General features: G+C 59.8%; 12 protein-coding genes and 1 pseudogene. 8 read left to right on the forward strand and 5 right to left on the reverse strand.

All coding sequences use genetic code 11. From position 1 onward, the window contains the following. Positions 1–305: 305 nt before the first annotated feature. Together Thiowin_RS09585 and Thiowin_RS09590 are read right to left on the reverse strand one after the other, a co-directional pair. On the reverse strand, positions 306–569 hold the full coding sequence (locus Thiowin_RS09585; RefSeq protein WP_328987502.1) for an SOS response-associated peptidase family protein: 264 nt from the start codon (positions 567–569) through the stop codon (positions 306–308). Further along, positions 520–5340, reverse strand: coding sequence for a CheR family methyltransferase (locus Thiowin_RS09590; RefSeq protein ID WP_328987503.1), 4821 nt, complete (start codon positions 5338–5340; stop codon positions 520–522). Before Thiowin_RS09590 ends, Thiowin_RS09585 begins: the two co-directional genes overlap by 50 nt. 530 nt (positions 5341–5870) lie before the next feature. Between Thiowin_RS09590 and Thiowin_RS09595 the strand changes: the two genes are divergently transcribed. Further along, positions 5871–9491, forward strand: coding sequence for a CheR family methyltransferase (locus Thiowin_RS09595; RefSeq protein WP_328987504.1), 3621 nt, complete (start codon positions 5871–5873; stop codon positions 9489–9491). A gap of 1235 nt (positions 9492–10726) precedes the next feature. Here Thiowin_RS09595 and Thiowin_RS09600 read toward each other — a convergent pair. Continuing rightward, a complete protein-coding gene (locus Thiowin_RS09600) occupies positions 10727–11332 on the reverse strand; it encodes a response regulator transcription factor (RefSeq protein ID WP_328987505.1) in 606 nt (201 codons plus the stop codon). A 211-nt stretch (positions 11333–11543) separates the two neighbouring features. Here Thiowin_RS09600 and Thiowin_RS09605 point away from each other — a divergent pair, with 211 nt between their 5' ends. The 4 genes from Thiowin_RS09605 (at position 11544) to Thiowin_RS09620 (ending at position 13353) form a co-directional block, all read left to right on the forward strand. After that, positions 11544–11696, forward strand: coding sequence for a hypothetical protein (locus Thiowin_RS09605; protein ID WP_328987506.1), 153 nt, complete (start codon positions 11544–11546; stop codon positions 11694–11696). A gap of 90 nt (positions 11697–11786) precedes the next feature. Then, positions 11787–12032 carry a hypothetical protein gene (locus tag Thiowin_RS25570; RefSeq protein WP_328987507.1) on the forward strand — a complete coding sequence of 82 codons (246 nt, stop codon included), beginning with the start codon at positions 11787–11789 and terminating at the stop codon, positions 12030–12032. 152 nt (positions 12033–12184) lie between these two features. Further along, positions 12185–12826 carry a TusE/DsrC/DsvC family sulfur relay protein gene (locus Thiowin_RS09615; protein ID WP_328987508.1) on the forward strand — a complete coding sequence of 214 codons (642 nt, stop codon included), beginning with the start codon at positions 12185–12187 and terminating at the stop codon, positions 12824–12826. A 116-nt stretch (positions 12827–12942) separates the two neighbouring features. After that, positions 12943–13353, forward strand: a complete 411-nt coding sequence (locus tag Thiowin_RS09620; protein WP_328987509.1) for a TusE/DsrC/DsvC family sulfur relay protein — start codon at positions 12943–12945, stop codon at positions 13351–13353. 234 nt (positions 13354–13587) lie between these two features. On the opposite strand, the pseudogene Thiowin_RS25265 reads toward Thiowin_RS09620, so the two are convergent. Continuing rightward, positions 13588–14606, reverse strand: a pseudogene (locus tag Thiowin_RS25265) (cation transporting ATPase C-terminal domain-containing protein). A gap of 680 nt (positions 14607–15286) precedes the next feature. Between Thiowin_RS25265 and Thiowin_RS09635 the strand changes: the two are divergent. The 3 genes from Thiowin_RS09635 (at position 15287) to Thiowin_RS09645 (ending at position 18966) form a co-directional block, all read left to right on the forward strand. Continuing rightward, positions 15287–16078 carry a response regulator gene (locus tag Thiowin_RS09635; RefSeq protein ID WP_328987512.1) on the forward strand — a complete coding sequence of 264 codons (792 nt, stop codon included), beginning with the start codon at positions 15287–15289 and terminating at the stop codon, positions 16076–16078. Positions 16079–16144: 66 nt separating this feature from the next. Then, a complete protein-coding gene (locus Thiowin_RS09640; RefSeq protein WP_328987513.1) occupies positions 16145–17788 on the forward strand; it encodes an esterase/lipase family protein in 1644 nt (547 codons plus the stop codon). An 86-nt stretch (positions 17789–17874) separates the two neighbouring features. Beyond that, entirely contained in the window at positions 17875–18966 is a 1092-nt protein-coding gene (locus Thiowin_RS09645; protein ID WP_328987514.1) for an AI-2E family transporter, read from the forward strand. 67 nt (positions 18967–19033) lie between these two features. Here Thiowin_RS09645 and Thiowin_RS09650 read toward each other — a convergent pair whose 3' ends face one another. Next, positions 19034–20248, reverse strand: a complete 1215-nt coding sequence (locus Thiowin_RS09650; RefSeq protein WP_328987515.1) for an alpha/beta hydrolase — start codon at positions 20246–20248, stop codon at positions 19034–19036. Positions 20249–20384 lie beyond the last annotated feature (136 nt).

Consider the following 20384-nt stretch of genomic DNA (forward strand, 5'->3'; position numbering starts at 1 on the left):
GCTTGCAAGCTGACTGAGGCATTGGCCATCCGGGGTCGCTCACTGATGGTCTTCGTGTTAATTTTGCGGCGATAGCAGCCCAAAGTCCGGCAAACCACCTTCCCAGCACCACGGCTGCTTTCAGGCCTGTCCATATTGGACTGCGTGGCGTGGAGGTCGGAATCCGCCAGCAATCCAGTCCTGCGCCCCGATGACATCCTTATCGGCGATGATCTGGTCCGGCCCCATCACGCAGGCATCCGGCGTGGGAGAGCTGCCTGCTTCGCCAAGCTTGAACCTGGCCTGACTGGAGCCGACGAAGAGCCTCACGCGAAGCCCGCGGAAGGCCGGCGTCTTGTGCGCCAACTCGGCGATGCGCTTGGCCTGGTCATCGGCCAGCGAGTAGCCCTTTCCCGATGACCTGGATCAAGCCATTCTGCCCAGTGCGCGGGATCAAGCATCACCGGCATGCGGTCATGAACGGCCGCCACCAGCGAGTTGGCATTGGTGACGATGATGGTCGCACTGTCTTCCAACCCGTCAGCACCGTGGTTTGGCCAGCACTTCGGCGATGGCTTGCTGCAGTTCATTCAGGTCGATGGGTTTGGTGACATGGGCCTGCATGCCGGCGTTGAGGAAGCGCTCGCGGTCGCCACGCATGGCATGGGCGGTGAGGGCGATGATCGGAATCCGCCGATGGCGATCACCGACCTCGCCGCCGCGAATGGCGGCGGTGGTGGTCAGGCCGTCTGGGGCGGGCATATTGATATCCAGCAGCATTAGGTCGAAATCCGCATCTGACGCCTGCAGTGCCCTGAGAGCGGCGGCGCCGTCCTGGGCCAGGGTAATCTCCGCGCCAAGTTTGGTCAGCAGGCGCGAAAGGATGAGTCGATTGGTCTTGTCGTCGTCGACCCCAAGGATGCGCACTCCTGCGAGCCGCATGCTGGTCTTTTCGCCAAGGTGGGACGGGGTTTGCGCCAGGGTGTCGGCCGGCGCCTCGGCGAAGGGCAGCGAAATAACGAATTCGGTTCCCTTGCCCGGTTCGCTGCCGACGCACATGGATCCGTCCATGCGTTGGACGAGGTTCTTGACAATCGACAATCCGAGTCCTACGCCATCGGCTGACTTGGTGACCCGGTTTTCCGCTTGCACAAAGGCATCGAAAAGGCTTTCCAACTGCTTTTCGGCCATGCCGAGACCGTTGTCTTTGATGATGAATAACATCACCCACTCATTGCCCCGACCGTGCCCAAGCGACAAGACGTCGAGGCTTACCTGTCCGCCTTGGGCGAATTTGATGGCGTTCCCAACGACATTGCCAAGAATTTGATGCAAACGAGTTGCGTCGCCAAGCAGGCGTGGCGGGACATTGGAGGCCAGTGTGATTGTCAATGTGACCTGATTGCGGCTAGCGACGGGGGAGAAGAGCTGTTCCAGGGAGCGGAGAAACAGCTCCATCTCGAACGGATCTTTCGCCAATGAAAGATGGCCGGATTCCACCTTGGAGAGATCCAAAATATCGCTGATTAAACGCGTCAAGCGGCGTGAAGCCAGGATGGCATGCTCGATATATTCGCGTTGCTCGTCGCGTTGCTCAGAATCGGCGAGCAGATCAAGTAGGCCGATAATGCCGTTCAGCGGAGTGCGGAGCTCATGGCTCATGTTGGCCAGGAAACGGCTTTTGATCTGACTGGCCGCCCGCGCCTCATCGCTGGAAATGCGCAGGGCTTCTTCCATTCGCTTGCGCTCGGTGATGATACGGAAATAGACTGCCAGCCCGGTCGAAGACGGGTAGGCGTGGACTTCGTACCATGTATTGAAGGGCTCAAAGTAAGCCTCGAAGGCGATGGGTTCTAGCTCGCGCAAGGCGCGGAGGTAGTTGTGATAGAACTCGGTATCCACGGCCCGCGGAAATAGATCCCACAAATTGCGGCCTAGTGTGTCATCCCGATTGGTCAGCCCGAGCAACGTCATGGCCTTGTTGTTCAAGTAGACCAGATTAAAGTCCTGATCGACATCAAAATAGGCGTCTGTGGTGCTTTCCAATACAGCCAGTACATGCTGGTGCGCCTCGCGCGCTTGGCGCTCGGCATCTGTCAGAGCGGTGATGTCGAGCGCAGAGCCATAGAGCCGGATCACCTTCCCATCGGCATCGGTCTGGACCTCGCCCCGGGCCAGGGTGAGTACTTCCTTGCCATCCGGGCGTACCCGACGCAGCCTGAGCTCATAGGGGCGCCCTTGCTCTAGTGCTTCTTGAACGGCTGCATCCAGTCGCGCGGCGTCTTCAGCTGGGTAGAGGGCAAGATTGCCCTGGTAATCCGGCAGCGGCGAGCCGACTTCCAGCCCCATGATGCGATAGAGCTCATCGGACCACTGGATGCTATTGTGATCTGGGTTCCACTCCCAGTCGCCAACATGCGCGCAGCGTTGCGCCTCGGACAGACGCCAGGTTGTATGTTTCAGTGCCACCTCGGCGCGCTTGCGCTCGGTGATATCGCGTGCCACCAGGATGACTCGCCCCTTGCTCTTGCCGGCCGGGTCCATTGCGGACAACGCCAGAGTGAGGGTGCGCTGATTCAGCTTCACCTCGAGTTCCATGGCGGTGCCGTTCAGTGCGCGCTCGCCGCCTTCCTTCAACGACCGCAGGGCATGTTGCGGATAGATGGCGCGCAGTGGTTGTCCGATGGCCTGCTCGGGTTCCAGGTCCAGCACACTCAGACCTTGTCCCTGGATGTAGAGCGTCTTGAGGTCGGCATCGAGCAACTGAATCCAGCCATCAGGATAGGCCTCCAGGGTGGCGCTGAGCAGACACTCGCGCTCGTAGACCTCCTGGGTGCGCGCGGCCACGCGTTCTTCCAGCAATTCATGAGCGCGCCGACGCTCGGTGATATCGACAAAAGCCAGCACCACTCCGTCGATCACATCGTCGAGTGTGCGGTAGGGGCTGGCTCGCATCAGATAATGGCGCCCATCGTCGGCTGCCAGTTCGCGCTCCAGGTTGTCGAGCGACTTTAGCACCTGGCTCCCGTCCGCGGACAAGTCGACTTCTTGCAGCCGGTGGGCGACGTGGGCGAGGGGGCGCCCGATGTCCGCCGGCAAAATATGAAATACCCTTTGTGTCGGCGGCGTGAAACGCCGAATGCACAGAGATTTATCGACAAAAAGTGTTGGGAGGTTACTGCTAAAAAGCAGATTCTCGATGTCGTTGTTTGCGGTACGCAGTTCCTCGACCTTGCTGTTGAGCTCGGCGTTAACCGTTGTCAGCTCTTCGTTGAGCGCTTGCAACTCCTCCTTGGAGCGTTCCTGCTCCTCGTTGGAGGATTGCAGCTCCTCGTTCATCGACATCAGCTCTTCGTTCGAGGACTTGAGCTCTTCGTTGGCGGTCTCGAGTTCCTCGACCATGCCGCGCAGCTGCTCGCTGGCGATCTTGAGTTCTTCCTCCAGATGCAGCGCCAGACGGTCTTCCTCGGCGTCGGTGGCCGGTGGCGCGCTGGCGCTGGGTTCTCCCTGGTCTGGCTCGAAAATGACGGCGGCAAATTCGTCGGTGGTGGGAGCAACGAGCGGCTCGACATGCACCTGATAGACGGCGTTTTGCTCGGCGAAACGCAGGTTGGTGATGGTAACCGATTGATTGTTCTTAAAGGCGCGATGCACGGCCGTGCGCAGGCGTATGCGCAGTGCCTCGCGGGCCTTGTGGATCAGATTGGCGGTGGGCTCACCCTCCGGATCGGTCAGAAAGGGCGAGGTGTCGCCAAAGTAGTAGAGCACATTCATATTGCCGTCGATTAGCACCGCCGGATGGCCGTAGCGACGCAGCAAGTGCCGGTCGAGCAGTTGCGCCGGGCTGTGTGGCTTGGGGCTGGGCGTGCAGTCGAGGCAGTTCTCGCGCGGGTAACGGGAGCTGAGCGGCGGAATCCAGCGGTGCGGCTTGCTCTCCAGGGTATTGCGGTGAAAGAGCTTCCATTTCTTGTTGAGCGGCAGGAACAGATCGGTGGCTTGACCTACGCTCTCGGAGGGGCCGAGCAGCAGATAACCGCCGGGCTGCAAGGCTTGGTAGAAGGTCGGCAGCAGTTGTTTGCGCGCCTCGGCGGTCATATAGATCAGCAGATTGCGGCAGCTGATCAAGTCCTGGTTCAATAACGGCGGGTCTCGCAGCAGGTCGTGCGGCGCGAACAGAATCATTTCGCGGATGGACTTGGCTACCACGTATTGATCATTCTTGGTGCGAAACCAGCGTCGCAGGCGTTCTCGACTCAGATCGGCGACGATGCTGGATGGGTAGGTCGCGGCCCGTGCGGTATCGATTCCTTTGGTGTCGATGTCGGTGGCAAAAATTTGCACTTCGTGGACACGTTGGAGCCGATCCAGGCTCTCGCGCAGCAAGATCGCCAGGCTGAAGGCCTCCTCGCCGGTGGAGCAGCCGGGAACCCAGACGCGGATGACCTCGCCGGGTTTCTTGGCTTGCAGCAGGTGGGGCAGCACTTGATTCTGGAGTTGATCGAAGACTTCCGGATCGCGGAAGAAGCTGGTCACCCCGATCAGCATGTCCTTGACCAGGGCCTGGAGCTCCTTTTGTTCCGGATCGCGCCGCAAGCGCTCGAAGTACGCCTGGGGTGCATCCAGGCCATGCAGCAGCAATCGCCTGTGGATGCGCCTCTCTAGTGTGTTGCGCTTGTAGTGGGTGAAGTCGAACCCGAGGCGCTCGTGAATCAGGTCGAGAATGCGCTCGAGCGGCGGCGTTGGCGGCTGCTCGCGCGGATTGCGCGCGCCGCGCACATAGTCGATGAGCTTGCCGGGGATAGCCTTGATGGGCAGCACCAGATCGACTATGCCGGTGGCGATGGCGGTGCGCGGCACGCCGTCGTGTGCGGCCTCGGCTAGCTCCTGGACGATGACCATGCCGCCCAGGCCCTTGATCTCCTTGATGCCCAGGATCCCGTCGCTGCCGGTGTCAGCGAGGATAATGGCGATGGCATCCTCGCCGGCCTCGCGAGCCAGGGAACGCAGAAAGGTGTTGATCGGCTGGCGTGCGGCAGTTGGCGCTTGCAATTGCAAACGGCCATCGACGATGACCATATCACGATCGGGCGGGATCACATGCAGGGTATCGACCCGCACCTGCTGACCATCGGTCACCTCGCTGACCCGCATTCTCGTGTGCTTGGTCAGCAGTTCGCTCATCAGGCTCTTGTGGTGTGGGTTAAGATGGGTGACCAGAACGATGGCCAGACCCGGATCGGCGGTTAAGTGATCGAGAAAAATTGTCAGCGCATCCAGACTACCGGCAGAGACGCCGATGCCAGCGATGGGGAAAGCGGAACGGGCTGGATCGGCGCTCTCGCGCGCGGATGGAGTGGTCATGCTTGCCCTCTCAGGTCAGCTGATGCGGGGATAAAGCGGTGGATCCAGGCGGGATTCGCTGCCAGGTTGATGTTCGTCACGACGGAGATCGGCCGATGGGTTGCTTTAGCGTATGCTGCCAGTGGTTTTTCCAGCAATGATACCAGTTTATCGTAGTCGAAACGACGTACCCATAAAGTGACCGTTCGCGCAAGCCAGCAGCCAGGCGTAACCAGTGGTGAAAAGGGACTCAGACCAATGTGTTGAATCAACCAGGGCCAATGAACGATCAGGGAATCGCTGACTTGATGTATTCGCTATACTAAGGGTGGTGAACACGGTCAAGTACCAAGTTCAAATGGTGATCATGGCAGGGGACTCGCGGGGCAAGTGTCATTCTATGTTGCCAGTGATCCATGCGTGAGATTTGCCGATGCGGGGGATTGGTTGAGCAAATGAAAGGTTTCGTAGGTATCTTTTGTGCCGCGGAGACGGCAATTGCCATCGATTTCCGTGGCCAAACGCGTCGCGGCTGGGGGGATGCCTGAGCCGTGGGTGATACTATCGAACAGCGCGATCCGGACGGAGGCTTTTTCCGTGATCGGCAAGCTTGGTTGGCATTGGAAGAACATGTCGTGCCAAGTCTTCTAAGCCAGTTAATCAAAGACCAACACCCGGTGCGAGTTTGGGTGCCTGGCTGTGGGAGCGGGGAAGAAGCCTACAGTTTGGCGATCCTCCTTACGGACGCAGCCAAGGCGGCGGGCTGTCCGTGCAAGCTGAGAATTTTTGCGACCGATGTCGTCGAAGAATCCCTCGCGAGGGCACGCGCTGGGGTTTACCCTAGGCATCGACTCAATCATCTGTCGCCGGAGCGCGTGGGGCGGCATTTTCAACGCTCTGGCGAGCATTTTCGTGTCAAACAGCGCTTGCGCGAGAAGGTCATTGTCGCCCCTCATGATCTGTTGTTCGATCCACCGTTCTATCATTTGGCGTTGATAAGTTGCCGAGGTGTGCTAAGTATACTTAATAAAGACAATCATCAACGTATCTTTGCCGGGTTCCATTTCGCCTTGCGCCCGCGCGGCTATCTCTTTCTTGGCCGCACCGAATGCCTGGGCGAGAGTCAGATCCTGTTCGCTCCCATTGTTAACTCTTTGGGTTTGTATCAGCGCCAGGAACATGCGGAAAACACCGCACGCTCATGGCGTCGCGCGCTCGCCGACGCGGCGAGACCGCCGCGTCGAAAAGGTCCAGAATCATCGTCGGTTCGGCCGGATGACAACAACGGCTATGGTGGGGTCGCCGAGCGCGCACTCCTCGGGCATGCCACGCCGCCGTCGGTCCTGATCGACCGGTCATTCAAGGTGCTCCATCGTCATGGCGAGCTGGATGGCTTTCTGAGTCAACCCGCGGTTTCAGATGCCACCGAGGATCTGCTGACGCTCGCGGTACCGGCATTGCGGGCGCCGTTGCGGGTGCTATTGCATCGCGCGCTGGCGCGGCGCGAGCCGGTTTATCGAGCGGGTATCGGGATTCCGGTGACTTCCCGCGACACCTATCAGTTGAGCTTGGCCGTCGTTCCGGTGGAGAACCCACGGGAATCTGATGATTTATTGCTGGTGAGTTTTCACGCAATCACCGGACACGATTGGTGCCACGTGACTTGTGCCGCGGATGCTGAGGCATTGCAACAACCGTGGCTAGCAGGGAATTTTCCAACCGCCACAGAGGAAGCGTTGGAAAGCTCGCGGGAGGAGATGGACTCCCTGACTCAGGAATTGGTCAGCGTCAATATCCAGCTGGAGAACAAGGTCCAGCAACTCGAGGAGCTCAACGACGATCTGGGTAATCTTCTGGTCAGTACAGACATTGCAACCCTGTTTCTTGATCGCTCGCTGTGCATTCGCCGCTATACACCGGCCGCCGCTGCCTTGATATCCCTGGTCGCGGAGGACCAGGGGCGTTTGCTGACAGCGATGCATTGGCCGTTTCGCGATGACGCGTTGCCACGCGATCTCAAACGCGCTCTCAAGGGCCAGGCGCTCGAAGTCCGCGAGATCCAAAGCGAGGCTGGACGCTGGTTTCTGCGCCGCGTTCGGCCTTATCGTGCCGACGATGAGACGGTTCAGGGAGTGGTGGTGACCTTCATGGACATCACCTCACGCAAGCGCACTGAAGTCGCCCTGCGTGACAGCGAGGAGCATTTGCGCAGGATCACCAATGCATTACCCGTCCTGATTTCCTACGTGGATCGCGCTGGGCGCTATCGCTTCAACAACGCTCGTTACCGAGACTGGTTCGGAGTCGATCCCGGTGCCGCGCAGGGAAATCGAGTATGTGATGTGATCGGTGAGAATGCCTTCGCGGAGGTCCAGCCGCTGATGCAACGTGCGCTTTCTGGCGAGACCGCGCACTTTGAAGGCTGGCTTGAGTATGCCTCTGGCGGTCAGCGATGCGTTTCGGCGGAATATATTCCAGATACCGACAGCCAGGGGTTTACGCGTGGTTTTTTTGCCCTCGTCACCGATATCACAGTGCGACGCAAGGCGGAGGAGGGGTTGGAGAGACTCCGCCAAGACAACCAACGCCATCTCGATGAGCTGCAAGCGCTGCTTGATGCCGCGCCGATCGGCATCTTTTTCGCCCGCGATCCAGCCTGCCAAGACATGATCATGAATCAAGCCGGGGCGGCGCTGTTGCGCGGGCCACCGGATGCCAACCCATCCAAGTCGGGCCCAGGAGCCGAGGAACTGGCCTTTCGTGTCTTCCATTCCGAGCGCGAATTGCGCCCCGAGGAGCTGCCGATGCAGCAGGCTGCGGCGCTGGGACGCGTCATCGGCGGGATGGAGCTACATATCCGCTTTCCCGATGGCGCCGAGGTGAACCTGCTGACCCATGCCGCGCCGCTATACGATGATAATCGGCAGGTGCGCGGCAGTGTGGGCACTTTCGTGGATGTTAGCGAACAGAAGCGTCTGGAGGCCCGTCTGCGTCGGCAGACGCGGGATCTGGAAACCATTAATCATCGCAAGGATGCATTCCTAGCCATGCTCGGCCATGAATTACGCAATCCCCTGACCCCCCTTCGCACGGCGGTCTATCTGCTGAGCACGAACCCCACGCCCGGCGTCGATCTGGCCTGGATCGGGGAGATGATCGACCGACAGGTCGCGCACCTTGAGCGCATGGTCGACGATCTGCTTGATGTCGCGCGGGTCCGGCGCGGAACCCTGAGCTTGACCTGCGAGGAGCATCCCCTGCAGGGGGTGCTTCAGGAGTGTGTCGAGGCGATCACCCTCGCATGCTCCGAAAAGGACTTGGCACTCACTTGCGTGATGCCGGAGGAACCTTTGAAGGTGTTTGGTGACCGTATTCGCTTGGTTCAGGTGTTTTCAAACCTGCTCAACAACGCGGTGCGCTATACCCCTGATCATGGACAGATCAATCTGACACTAGGATTGACCGATGACGGTCAAGTCTGTGCCGAGGTGTCGGACAGTGGCAAGGGGATTTCAAGCGATCTATTGCCGCACGTGTTCGATATTTTCGACAGCGCCGTTTCCCACCCGGACCGAGCGCACGCCGGACTGGGTTTGGGTTTGACACTGGTGAAGCAGATCGTCGGCTTGCACGATGGGCAGGTGGAGGCCAGCAGTCCAGGGTTGGATCAGGGCAGCCGTTTCCGCGTGACTCTGCCTTTGGCGAGCCGAACCAAGGCCCGCGACGATAGCGCCGCGGTCTTCCACCAGGGTGCGACTTCCTCGGGGATCGCATGCGACAAGGGGGAGTTGACTTTGGATGTGTTGGTGGTGGATGACAATCTCGACATTCTGTCATCTGTCGCCGGATTGTTGCGGCAACTCGGTCACCGGGTTCGGGTCATGGATGGTGGATCCCGTGTGCTTGACATGGTGCGCGATAACCCAGTGGATCTTGTGTTGCTGGATATTGGCCTGCCAGATCTGGACGGCTATCAGGTGGCGCGCCTGTTGGCGCAAGAGCCGAAACGCGCTGAATTTAGCGTGGTCGCCATTACCGGGTATGTCGATGCGGATCTGGCCGCCGCTGCAGGCACAAGCGATTTCGACGCTTGGCTGCAGAAACCTTTTCGCTTGGAACAACTCAAGCCACACCTACGAAAGTGTGCGCCTAGTGCTCACGAGACAGACTGATCGCCTGGAGGGAACAATCAATCGTGGCGCCGCGATTCAGCCAAGGAGAATGCCGCGATGCTCGAGGAGCGCCACGAAGAATAATGTAATGATGATCGTGACCGAGACCAATAGCCATTTCAATTGGAATAGGCGGCGTTCTGTCATGGTGGGTTTCTCTCTTTGTTTGTCTGTCAGTACCAGCCAAATGGAGCTAAAGGAAAAACAGGACACAATGCTACGTCAAGGGTGATCGCCTAGGTCGCGAGGTGTTGATGGATGAGTCAGAGTACTGTTCTTCTGTGTATGCCTGTGTATGCATTAGGTTGATGATTTTCGATAGCACCTGTTCTCGAAAGGTTGCGGGAACTGCTCCATCCCGATATACCGGCAGATAGACCTTTTGAGCAACCCCATCGACAGCCTGGTCATGTTCGGAATCCTTTAGCATGTGCCTTTACCTGTTTCAGCAGCGTCTAGTATCAGATTTGCCACATGGCTGTGGCCACATGGCTGAGATTGGTTGCCGCCACGAACTGAAGCGCGTTGCCGTTGCGAGTTGATCCGCTACACAGAACAGTGCTTTTGATTAGTGGAGTGTCGACAGAGCCGCGCTCCAGGATGTCATGGCGAAGGATGGCGGTCGCGTGACCGCCATCCCCCCAGCGCCATGTTTATTGTTCGCTCCTCCTCTACTTCCCTTCCTCCTCGACATCCCGTGATTTGCAGCATAGGCGCAGGTCGAGGATTGAGACATTCGGACTTTCCGCAAAGCGGTCTAGGTAGATTTACGGAGACAGTGAACAGAACAAGAGAAATTGGTTTTTGGGCAGGGGGTTAGAGGACATAACATTACTCATGTCTCAGCCGCTGCTGATCGCCGAGTGCCGCACATGTTGGATTTACTCATCGTCGACCACCAAGCTTGCAACAGGATCGCAGCCTTGTAACCCCCGAATCTGGCAACACTGGCTGACGGATGACTGACTGATGATGGGCCATGGTGTGGGATAGGGCGAGAAAGCGAAGCGCATCTCGCCGATTCCTGCCAGACCTGGACTCATGACAGAAAATCAGATCCGGACTCGTGAAATAAAATCCACGACTTCATCGACAAGAGGGACGGCAAATGAAGAAGGTGCCCCTGTTACGACAGCATGTCGAATGCTTTGGCGGGATGCACTTCGCTTTCCCGCTCTACGAGTTCTAAGGAGACAGTGAACGGAACAAGAACAATCGGGTTTCGGGTAGCTGGGTTAGTGGATGGATATCCGCACCAGGTCAGCCAGATTGTTGGCGCCGAGTTTCTCCTTCAGATTGGCGCGGTGGGCCTCGACGGTGCGGATACTGATCCCAAGATCGATGGCGATCAGCTTGTTGGAGTCGCCAAGAACCAGGCGATCAAAGACCGCGCGTTCGCGCTTGGTGAGTGTTTCCAGCTGCTCCCTGCCTTCGATAATCCGCAGGTCCGAGCTATGGCTTTCGTCGCTCTTGCGCAATTCCTGCTGCACGCGCTCAAGCAAAGACTGTGCGCGAAACGGTTTAGTGAGGAAGTCCCTCGCACCCATTTTCATCGCCGTGACCGCCATTTCGATATCGCCGTGGCCCGTGATCATGATGACCGGGAGACGGGGATGCTCGGCGCGCAACAGTTCGAGCACTGTCATGCCGCCGATATCGCCCATGCGCACATCAAGCAGAAGAATCGCCGGTCGCTCCGTGATACCGGAGAATTGTTCCAGAAAGCGCGATGCGCTGGCGTAGGTCTCGGTCTTGATCGAGACTGAACGCAGCAGCATAGCGATGGATTCGCGAACGTCCGGCTCATCATCAACGACGTAGGCAAGGGGGGGGGCCGTCATCACCCTTCTCCATTAAATGGCCTTCTATCCTGTGCGACTTTGGCCGTTAGTCCAGCACCCTCGACACGCATCAGTCAGGGGGACTGTGATCGAAGGAACCAAGGGTTCCAAATGCAAGGTACGCTCTTGCGCGGTGCGTATCATCATAACGCGAAAGACATCAGACATTGTCAGCTCCATTGCTTCTATCGATAAGGACATTGACCAGGTCATGGCCAACCAGAGTGACCTGGTCGAGGTGTTACATACCCTCAAGCTGGTGGTGTGCGTGAAGGCTCGTGCGACATCAGCCCGCGGGTTCTTTGATCGCGAGGGTTGGTCGCTTAATGACGGTCGGGCCAGTGATGATCAAAGCGAGGATTAAGCTAGCAAATTCCCAGAGGTGGTTCTGCGTAGTCGGACGGAGGCCGCCGTTTGCTGGCAGTTCAGCATCATCCTTGGAAATACTATTGGCATGGCGCAAAAAGCACCGGATGGCTGGGGTCAGGGGCGTGCCCTGAGGACCGCGCGTAAACAGTCGCGCGCCGAGCGCCCGTTCCTAATTGCCGATACGCGCGCTCACCGCCGATTGGATGATATGCAAACGCTCGGCGGCTTCGAGAAAGCGTCCGTGGGCGGCGACGGTGAAGAACGTCTTGATTTGATCGAGATCCATGACAAAGCACAATCAATCGAAAAATTCGATGATAAATGCCGATAACTTTCGTTGTTCTTTTCTAACTCTGGGGTCTATGCTTGAGTCATCTCGTCAAGTTTTGCCGGCGGCGCCCGCGAGCGTCCCAGGGTGCTGATAAGTGCACCCATTAGGCGTTTACCCTTGCGCCGACCGCAGTCTCTAAGGAGGGCATCCGCATGATCGCGGTCAGCATCGCTATGAAAACCAACCATGAACCGCTCAAACGCACCCCGGTTGCGCTCTGGCTCGACACCGAGGAAAACCCTTCGCCGCCAGTGCTGACCGACCGCGAGGGCTGGGCACGCTTCGATGCGTCAGCTGCCAGTGGTAAGGTACTGGTGTCCGGTGTGGAACGCTACCAGGGGCGTCTGGATGGCGAGATTCGCATCGAACTCTGGTCCATCACCCAATCCGAGCGCAGCTCGATGGGGCTGCCGGGTGAGTTTCCCAATGGCAGCAATGCCTATCCTGGCATGAGCACACGCTCGCTTGAGGTCGGCGGGCGTGCCATCCTGACTGACAGCGAAGGCTATTTGGTTGATCCCGGCGACTGGTCGGAAGCCTTCGCGCGCGCCCAGGCGGCGGCAGAGGATCTCAGTCTGAACGCCCGCCACTGGGAGATGATTCGCTTTCTGCGTACGCATTTCGCTCGTCATGGCACCCAGGCGACGGTGCGCGAGATGATCGCTCATTTTCGCCCGCTGTGGGGCGCTGAGGTGGGTGGCAATCGTGGCCTGCATCGTCTGTTTCCGCGCGGCGGGCCGCAAAAGCAAGGTAACCGGCTGGCCGGCTTGCTGCGTACCAAGGGGGAGCACTGAATCGGCGTCGCCGCGGCCCAGCCGGAGCCGCCCGCACTGTCCGGCTGTCACGATAAAGGAGGTATTCGATGCCTGAGCACGCCTCATCCGTTCCGCGCCGAAGCATGGACAGGGCCATGGCATTCCCGGAACAGTTCGCCACGGAGATTCTAATCGATCATTCAAACCACGAGGATCAGGCCGAGACTGACGCCCAAGGTTACCTGCGCGACCCGGCTGATTGGTCGGAGACCTTCGCCCGCATCCAGGCGGCGCGCGAAGGCTTGCGGTTGACACCAAGGCACTGGGCGGTGATTCGTCATCTGCGCGGATGTTACGCCCGGCATGGGCTGCCCATGAGCTGTCTTGATCTGGATACGATATTGCATTTCCGTGCCAGATGGCCACGAGCCGCTGGTCAGCCGCGTTGGTTTCCCGACCTCTTTCCTGCAGGCGGACTCAGCGAACAAGGTCATCGGCTGGCGGGCTTACCTCGCGGTAAATCCTTAATCGGGCTGCGGTTGAATCAGTCAACCTTCCCGACCTAACCGAGCGTGAAAAAAACCAAGGACTTCTGCAACTGCAGCGCCTGAGCGCTGAGTTACTCAATGCCAGCGAAGGTTTCCTCCACCCCGGGGTCTGCAAAGCATCGGGGGCTGCTAGTGTCCCACTCGCGCTGGCGGTTGCAATTGATCTGAATCAATGACGCGAACAAGCGTCTGGCTCAAGGCCAGCCCTTTTTGATCAGGCCCAGCGTGGCGAGCAGATCGCCAACTCGGGTTTCACCGCTTAGCGACCTGGGCGCCCGGCGTTCCGGTCTCGACCGCCGTCACCGCGCGCCGCAAGCCGGGTAACAGGCGGATGATCAGCTTCTCCACCTCGACCACCAGGAAGAAAAGCAGACCACCGAGGAACAGCCAGGGCCAGACGTGCAGCGGAACCGCCTCGGTTTTGAACAACAGCTGCAAGGGCGGAGCATAGGTGAAGAGCGCTTGCAGCGCCACCACGGCCAGGATGCCGAGCGGCAGGTAGCCATTGCCAAGATGGGCGCGCAGCGACAAGGACGAATCCACCAGGTAGCGACTGTTGAGCAGATAGAAAATCTGGCCGATGGTGATGGCATTCACGGCGACGGTGCGCGCCAACTCATCTGAGGCGCCTTGCCCGACCATCCAGAAGAAGCGGCGAGTGTGTAGCCGAGCAGTACCAGGCCGACGAAAACCACCCGCCAGATGCCAAAACCGGTGAGGATCGGGCGGTCCACCGCGCGCGGGGAGCGGCGCATGACATCACGCTCGTGGGGCTCGAAGGCGATGACCAGCCCCAGCGCCACCGAGGTGACCATTTTGACCCGGAGCACCTGCGGAGCGGTGATCGGAAGGGTGAAACCGACAAAGATGGCCGCCGCGATCACCAGCGCCTGGGCGACGTTGGTGGGCAGTATGAAGAGAATCGCCTTCGAGATGTTCAGGCAACCTGATCTCCTAGAATCGACGCTGAACCTGATTTCAGCACTAACTTCCGACAACCCTTGCAGCCTTTCGATCTCCTCCTGCAGCGCCGCTTTTTTGCGCACAAAGGGCTCGACATGCTTGGGCTCCATGGTGTCATCGAGCGTCATCTCCCCGAAACCCGCCAGACGCCGGGTGAGTTTTCCGGTAACGGAGCGAACCTCCCCATCAAGTTGGCGGTAGTCAGGGTTCACCACCTCGATGGGGTCGGAAATCACCTCGGTGCCATTGATCCCACTCGGTTGTCGATAGCGAAGCGATTCGATAAAGGGCAGGCGGGCTAAGGCCATGAAGCCAAGCAGCAGCAAGAGGCTATCGAGACTGTAATAACATTGGGGCAATTCCAAATGGCCCCGTCTTCTTCGCTGAAAGCCAAGTTGTCGGTGATCTCCGTGACTCCATGGGGAAATAACGGCAACTGCATTTGTGGCATCGGTTTGGATGCAAGGCGCAAGTGGGATCGGACTCGCCGCGTGCTCCTCCGCGGCGCTGCAAGGGTATCTTCGCAAAATCCAGCAACGCTGTGACTTTGCGACCGGCTCGGTCCCGGTGTGGCTTTCTAATAGGCCGATTCAACACATTTTTCCGCCAGTCAGGTCAAATCAAGCGGCAGGTCGAGATCAGGTCATCTGAAGGTGCACTTCAAAGCCCTTGATCTGGCCCGGTTCCGGTGCGTTCTCTCCGCATCACCGAGAAAAAAGGAGGTCATGCTCGCCGGGCTTGATCAAGGCCAACGTCAGCGCGGCAACCAGGCTCCGCGGCCCGACGGCCACCTGATGGCCGGGAGCAAGGGAGGGGCGGCTTGGCACGCGGGTGAAGCTAGCATGCGACTAGGATCGCTCGTCGTACGCCGAATCAGCTTGAACGACAAAATGCTGTGCAGAGAGGCTGAATAGCTGAAATACCGGCCTTTTATTGCCCGCGAAAACGGCACAATGGCCGCGCCGTTACTTCTCGAGAGTCACAGGGGATGCCACACTTCATCGCTCGCATTCTGGTGGTCGACGATCAGCCCGCGTCCATCAATCTCTTGCTCGCCTATTTAAAGGATCGCGAGATCGATCTGCTGGTCGCGCAAAACGGCGAGGACGCGCTGCGCATCGCCGCCGATGGCATGCCCGACCTGATCCTGCTCGATGTGATGATGCCGGGCGGCGACGGTTTCGCGATTTGCACGCGGCTCAAGGCCGAGGAGCGGACCGCGCGGATTCCGGTGATTTTTCTCTCGGCGGCGATGGAGACCGAGGACAAGCTGCGCGGCTTCGCCGCCGGCGCGGCTGACTACATCACCAAGCCTTTCTTCGAGCAGGAGGTGCTCGCGCGGGTCTTGGTGCAACTCGGCGACCAGCAGCGGCTGCGGGCGCTGACCAGCCAATCGGTTGACCAGGGGCTTGGCGAAGCGTCTTTCGCATCCAGCGCCAAACGGGATCGGCGCATGCTAAACCAGGCCATCGCCATTCTGACCCGTCAGCTGACCCAGCCACCGAGCGGTATCGATCTGGCCCATCAGGTCGGCACCAATCAGCAGCGGCTCACCCGGGTGTTTCGTGAGCAGGTCGGCATGAGCCCTTATGAATATCTGCAACAGTTGCGGCTGGAGCGCGGTCGCGGCTTGCTGAATGACACCGACTTGCAGGTGCAACTCATCGCTGACCGGGTTGGCTACCGCAACGCCGGCGATTTTACCAGGGCATTCCGCCGCCATTTTGGCGTCACGCCTCGGCAGTACCGCCAGGACGCCATGCAGGGCGAGGACGCTTAGGATGAGCGCATGATGCCCTGCCTGGCCAACGCAATCATGGATCCGCAACCATCGAGCAAAGCATTCATGCGCGAGCCTTCGTTCGGTCTGACCCTGGCGTTCCCTTTCCTGACGTTGATCGCGGCTGGGTGTCAATCGCTACCGTCGCCGCATGGCAACCGGAGCATGAACGACAGCCAGCTTGGCCCGGCGCTGGCGGAATCCATTGACGTGATCGCGCACAGCGGCCATCGTTCGGATGCACTGACGCGCGCCCAGGTCCGACATCGACATCTTCTGGCGCGGCATTTGCCGAGACTGCTTGCGGAGGCGAAGGCGGAAGGCAGCGACAAGGCGGATCCGTCACCCGATTCAAACGAGCTCGATCAGATCGCGTCCGTCGTTGATTCCGGAGGATCGCCCGATGGACTCAAACGCGCCGGTATCGGTGTGCCCTTGGTGGTTAGGCGAGCGGCACGCGATGATCCGAACGCGCCGCGATTCGGTTATCACCTGGCGGCCACCCTTGTCGCCCAGCCGGACGAGAAGCCGGATCACCAGAGGCAGGTCGTCGGACAGACTTGGCCCGTCGGGGGCGCAACGGCGAAGGTGCCTGAGGAAATATCTGGGGAAACAACGGGTGAGGCCGCTGGCTGCTGCCAGGTTGACCTTGTGGACCCACGGCGGGTGGCGCGAGTGCCAACCACAACGGGCACACTGCCGGTGGCCATGGATCTCTATGCGCCCATCCAGGCCACAAGAGCCACGAATGTCGCACCCATGGCCGCCGTGGGCAATCTCTTACGTCCGGGTCGCTTCACCGACGAGCCGCGCATCATCTTCCTGCAGCCGTTCGACGCGAACAAAACCCCAGTCGTGCTGGTTCATGGTCTGCTGTCAACGCCTTGGGTTTGGAAGCCCTTGGTCACCGAACTGCTGGGCGATCCGCGCATCCGTGATTGCTGCCAGTTCTGGTTCTTCTACTATCCAACCGGTCAGCCCGTTCCGCTGTCCGCGCTGCAATTGCGTCAAGCGCTCGACGATGCGGTCGCACGCACGCAATTGAACCGCAAGATGATTCTCATCGGCCACAGCATGGGCGGCATTCTGTCACGCGTACAGGTCTCGCGCCTTGAGCCCGCTCGCGCCGAGCAGGTCTTTCCAGGTGTTTCCGAGCTGTCCGCAGACAACCGCGTGCGCCAGGCCTTGATCTTCGTGCCTCGCGCCGATGTCTCGCGGGTGGTCTTTCTCTTCGTGCCCCACCGCGGCAGCGCGCTTGCTTCCAATGGTCTTGGCGCCTTGGCCATCCGTCTGATTCGGCTCCCAGATACCCTTCTCAAGGAGACGGAGTATGCCTTCGGACAGCTCGCTGGACACCAAAGCCAGCGCCTGCCGACGAGCATCCATGGACTGTCACCGCGTTCCGCCTTCATGCGTGCGCTGAACACCACGACCCCGAGCGTGCCGACGCACTCCATTATCGGCAATCGCGGCCGTGGTGACGGCAGTCGTGGATCCGATGGCGTGGTGCCCGTGCGCAGCGCGCGACTGCCGAGTGCCAGCTCCGAGCTGGTGGTCCCGACCGGCCACGGTGGCTTCGGTCATCCGGCGGCGGTGGACGAAATCAAGCGCATCATTCTGATGGATGTCGCACAAGGACAAACCAGGAATGGCGCAGACACCCATGCCCGCGCCCTGGCGGCACAATTGGAGAATTCAAGGATTCGATAAGCGTCAAAAGTCACCTAAAGTCACCTAGAGTCAGCTAAAGTCCCTTAGCCCCACGCACCCCGATCCATTCGCAAGAGGACCAAACCATGTCGATCACGGGTCAATTTTCCGCGCCCGCTCGTGGGCTGATCATCGCCGGCGCGATCGCACTTGTCATCAGCCTCATGCATTTGGCGGCGCCTATCCTGGCACCGCTGCTGCTTGCCGTTTTCATCGCTGTCATCGCGACCCCGCCGCTGCGCTGGCTGAGACGCAAGGGGGTGCCGAAATGGGCGGCGCTTGGACTGATCATCTTTGTCTTGCTGGACATCGGCAGCCTCCTGGCCCTGCTGACCACCGGAGCGCTTGAAGGCTTCCGCGACAGCTTCCCGAGTTACCAGGAGCGCTTTCTGATGCTGAGCGAGCAAGCGGGTGGCTGGCTCGAGCGCTTCGGCATGGAGCATTCCCAGGAAGCCATCCCGGATCTGTTAGACCCCAAGAAGGTGATGGGCGTGGTACGACTCATGCTCTCGAATGCGAGCGGCGTGCTGGCCACCGGTCTCCTGGTGCTGCTCGCGGTGATGTTCATCCTGCTCGAGGCACCCAGCTTGCAGGCCAAGTTGCGCGCCGCCTTCAAGCCGTCGCCAGAGGCCGAGGCACGCATTGGCCAACTGTTTTCGCGCCTGAATGGCTACATGTCCATCAAGTCGCTCACCAGCCTGGCGACGGGTGCACTGATTTGGATCTGGCTTGCCTTTGTGGGCGTCGACTTCGCGCCTTTGTGGGGCATACTTGCCTTCCTGCTGAACTTCGTTCCCACCGTTGGTTCCATCATTGCCGGTATCCCTCCGGTGCTCCTAGCCTTGGTTCAACTCGGTCCGCAGGGAGCGCTCTTGGCCACGCTGGGTTTCATGGTCGTGAACGTGGGTATCGGCAACTTCGTCGAACCGCGCGTGATGGGCCGTGGACTCGGGATTTCGACCCTGGCTGTTTTTGTATCGCTGCTATTTTGGGGCTGGTTGTTCGGTCTGGTCGGCATGTTCCTGGCCGTGCCCCTGACGGCTGCGCTGATCGCCGCGCTCGATGCCAGCCCGCACACGCGTCCGCTGGCCATCATGCTTGGCCCCGAGTTGAAAGCCGGAACCGATGCGGATGCTGACGCCGAGACTGCGGAGGACACGCGCGCCGGCTCGTGCTGACCGCTTTGCGTGGTGCCGGGTGCCCCTGGATGAGTCATCAATGGCATCAGAATCTTGGCGCGGGCGATTATCGCCCGCGCGTAAGGACAAAGTAGCGACGTCGGTCCGGGGTCTCCACAAAGTACAAGCGGCGCCCCCGCGGAAGATCCGTATCCACCAGGCGCTGGAATAGGTCGTCGAAGAACTCCGGTGTTTCCAGGCCAAAATTGTGGAAATTCCGGGTGCGATTGACAGGGGTCACGTCCACCAAGGTCAGGCGCCGGTCGGCGGGCTCCATGATCCCCGCGAAGCTGGCCGCCACCTGTGCTTGATCGGGATCGCGCGGATCCAGGCTACTCTCGCCGAGACGCCGGCCGCGGTTGAGCAGCCGACTCACCAGCAAGGCGCGGTCGTTGGATGATAGATAGACCGTCAGATTGTCCGCCAGCGCCTCGATCTCGGCGCGCAAGCGCGCATCGAACTCGCCGCGATCAACATCGGGCGCGGTGAGGATGATGTTCTCGAATGCCGGCTGACCATCGCCAAAGTCCGCTTGCGCGGCAAGCTGATGCAAGGCGTCCACCACCACCTGGCCACCGAGACTGTTGGCGATCATCCAGATGCGCTGGGGCTGGACCTGTTCCACCACTAGTGAAAGGACCGTGGCCAACTCAGCGCCCGATGCCGTGGCGACCTGACGCGCCCGACGGTAACCGGACAGGGACGCGCCTTGATCGCCCGGCCAGTCGAACAGCAGCACGGGCGTGTCAAGATCTAACACATGGCTCAGAAAGGCGGTCTTGCGCAGCGCCGAGGGGAAGGTCTCGCGGTAGCCATGCACCACCACCAGCAAGGATTGATAGGCCGAGGCCAGGACTTGCTCGCGCAGCTCACCGCTGAAGGCCGGTCGCGGCAGCGAACGAACCGCGCGCAGCTGAATCTCCTCGTTGATCAGCCAGTCGCTTGGATTGACCAGGATACCGAGCCCCAGGGTTGGCTCCAGCGCGATGTCGAAACTGCCGAGCTCCAGCTCGGCGCGCCGGCGCGACAAGAAGCGCTGATCGGGTATCCCGGTCTTGGTATCGGGACTGGGCGCCCGATTGGAGGCATAGAACAGTCGTAGGCTGTCCGACTCCGGTAAGCGCGCCGCCTGCATCCGGCTGAATTTCAACCCCTCGGCATGCTCGAGCAGGGTGCGGGTGCCAACAAAGTAAAGATAAGCAACCAAGCCCAGCAGTATTGCGGCCAAGAGTCCGAGAAGTATGACGATGCGGCGCGTTTTTCGCTTCACTTGGCGCGTCATCAGGCGGGTCACCAGCGTCGATCCAAAATGGTCAAGGCAGCGGAAAGTCGGTTCTAACACTTGGATGCGGAGGAATGCCAGCGCATGCCGGGGATATCGGGGCTAAACTATACCAGAGTCGGATACGCCCAAAGGG

Source organism: Thiorhodovibrio winogradskyi (genome assembly GCF_036208045.1).
GTDB classification, from domain to species: Bacteria; Pseudomonadota; Gammaproteobacteria; order Chromatiales; family Chromatiaceae; genus Thiorhodovibrio; species Thiorhodovibrio winogradskyi.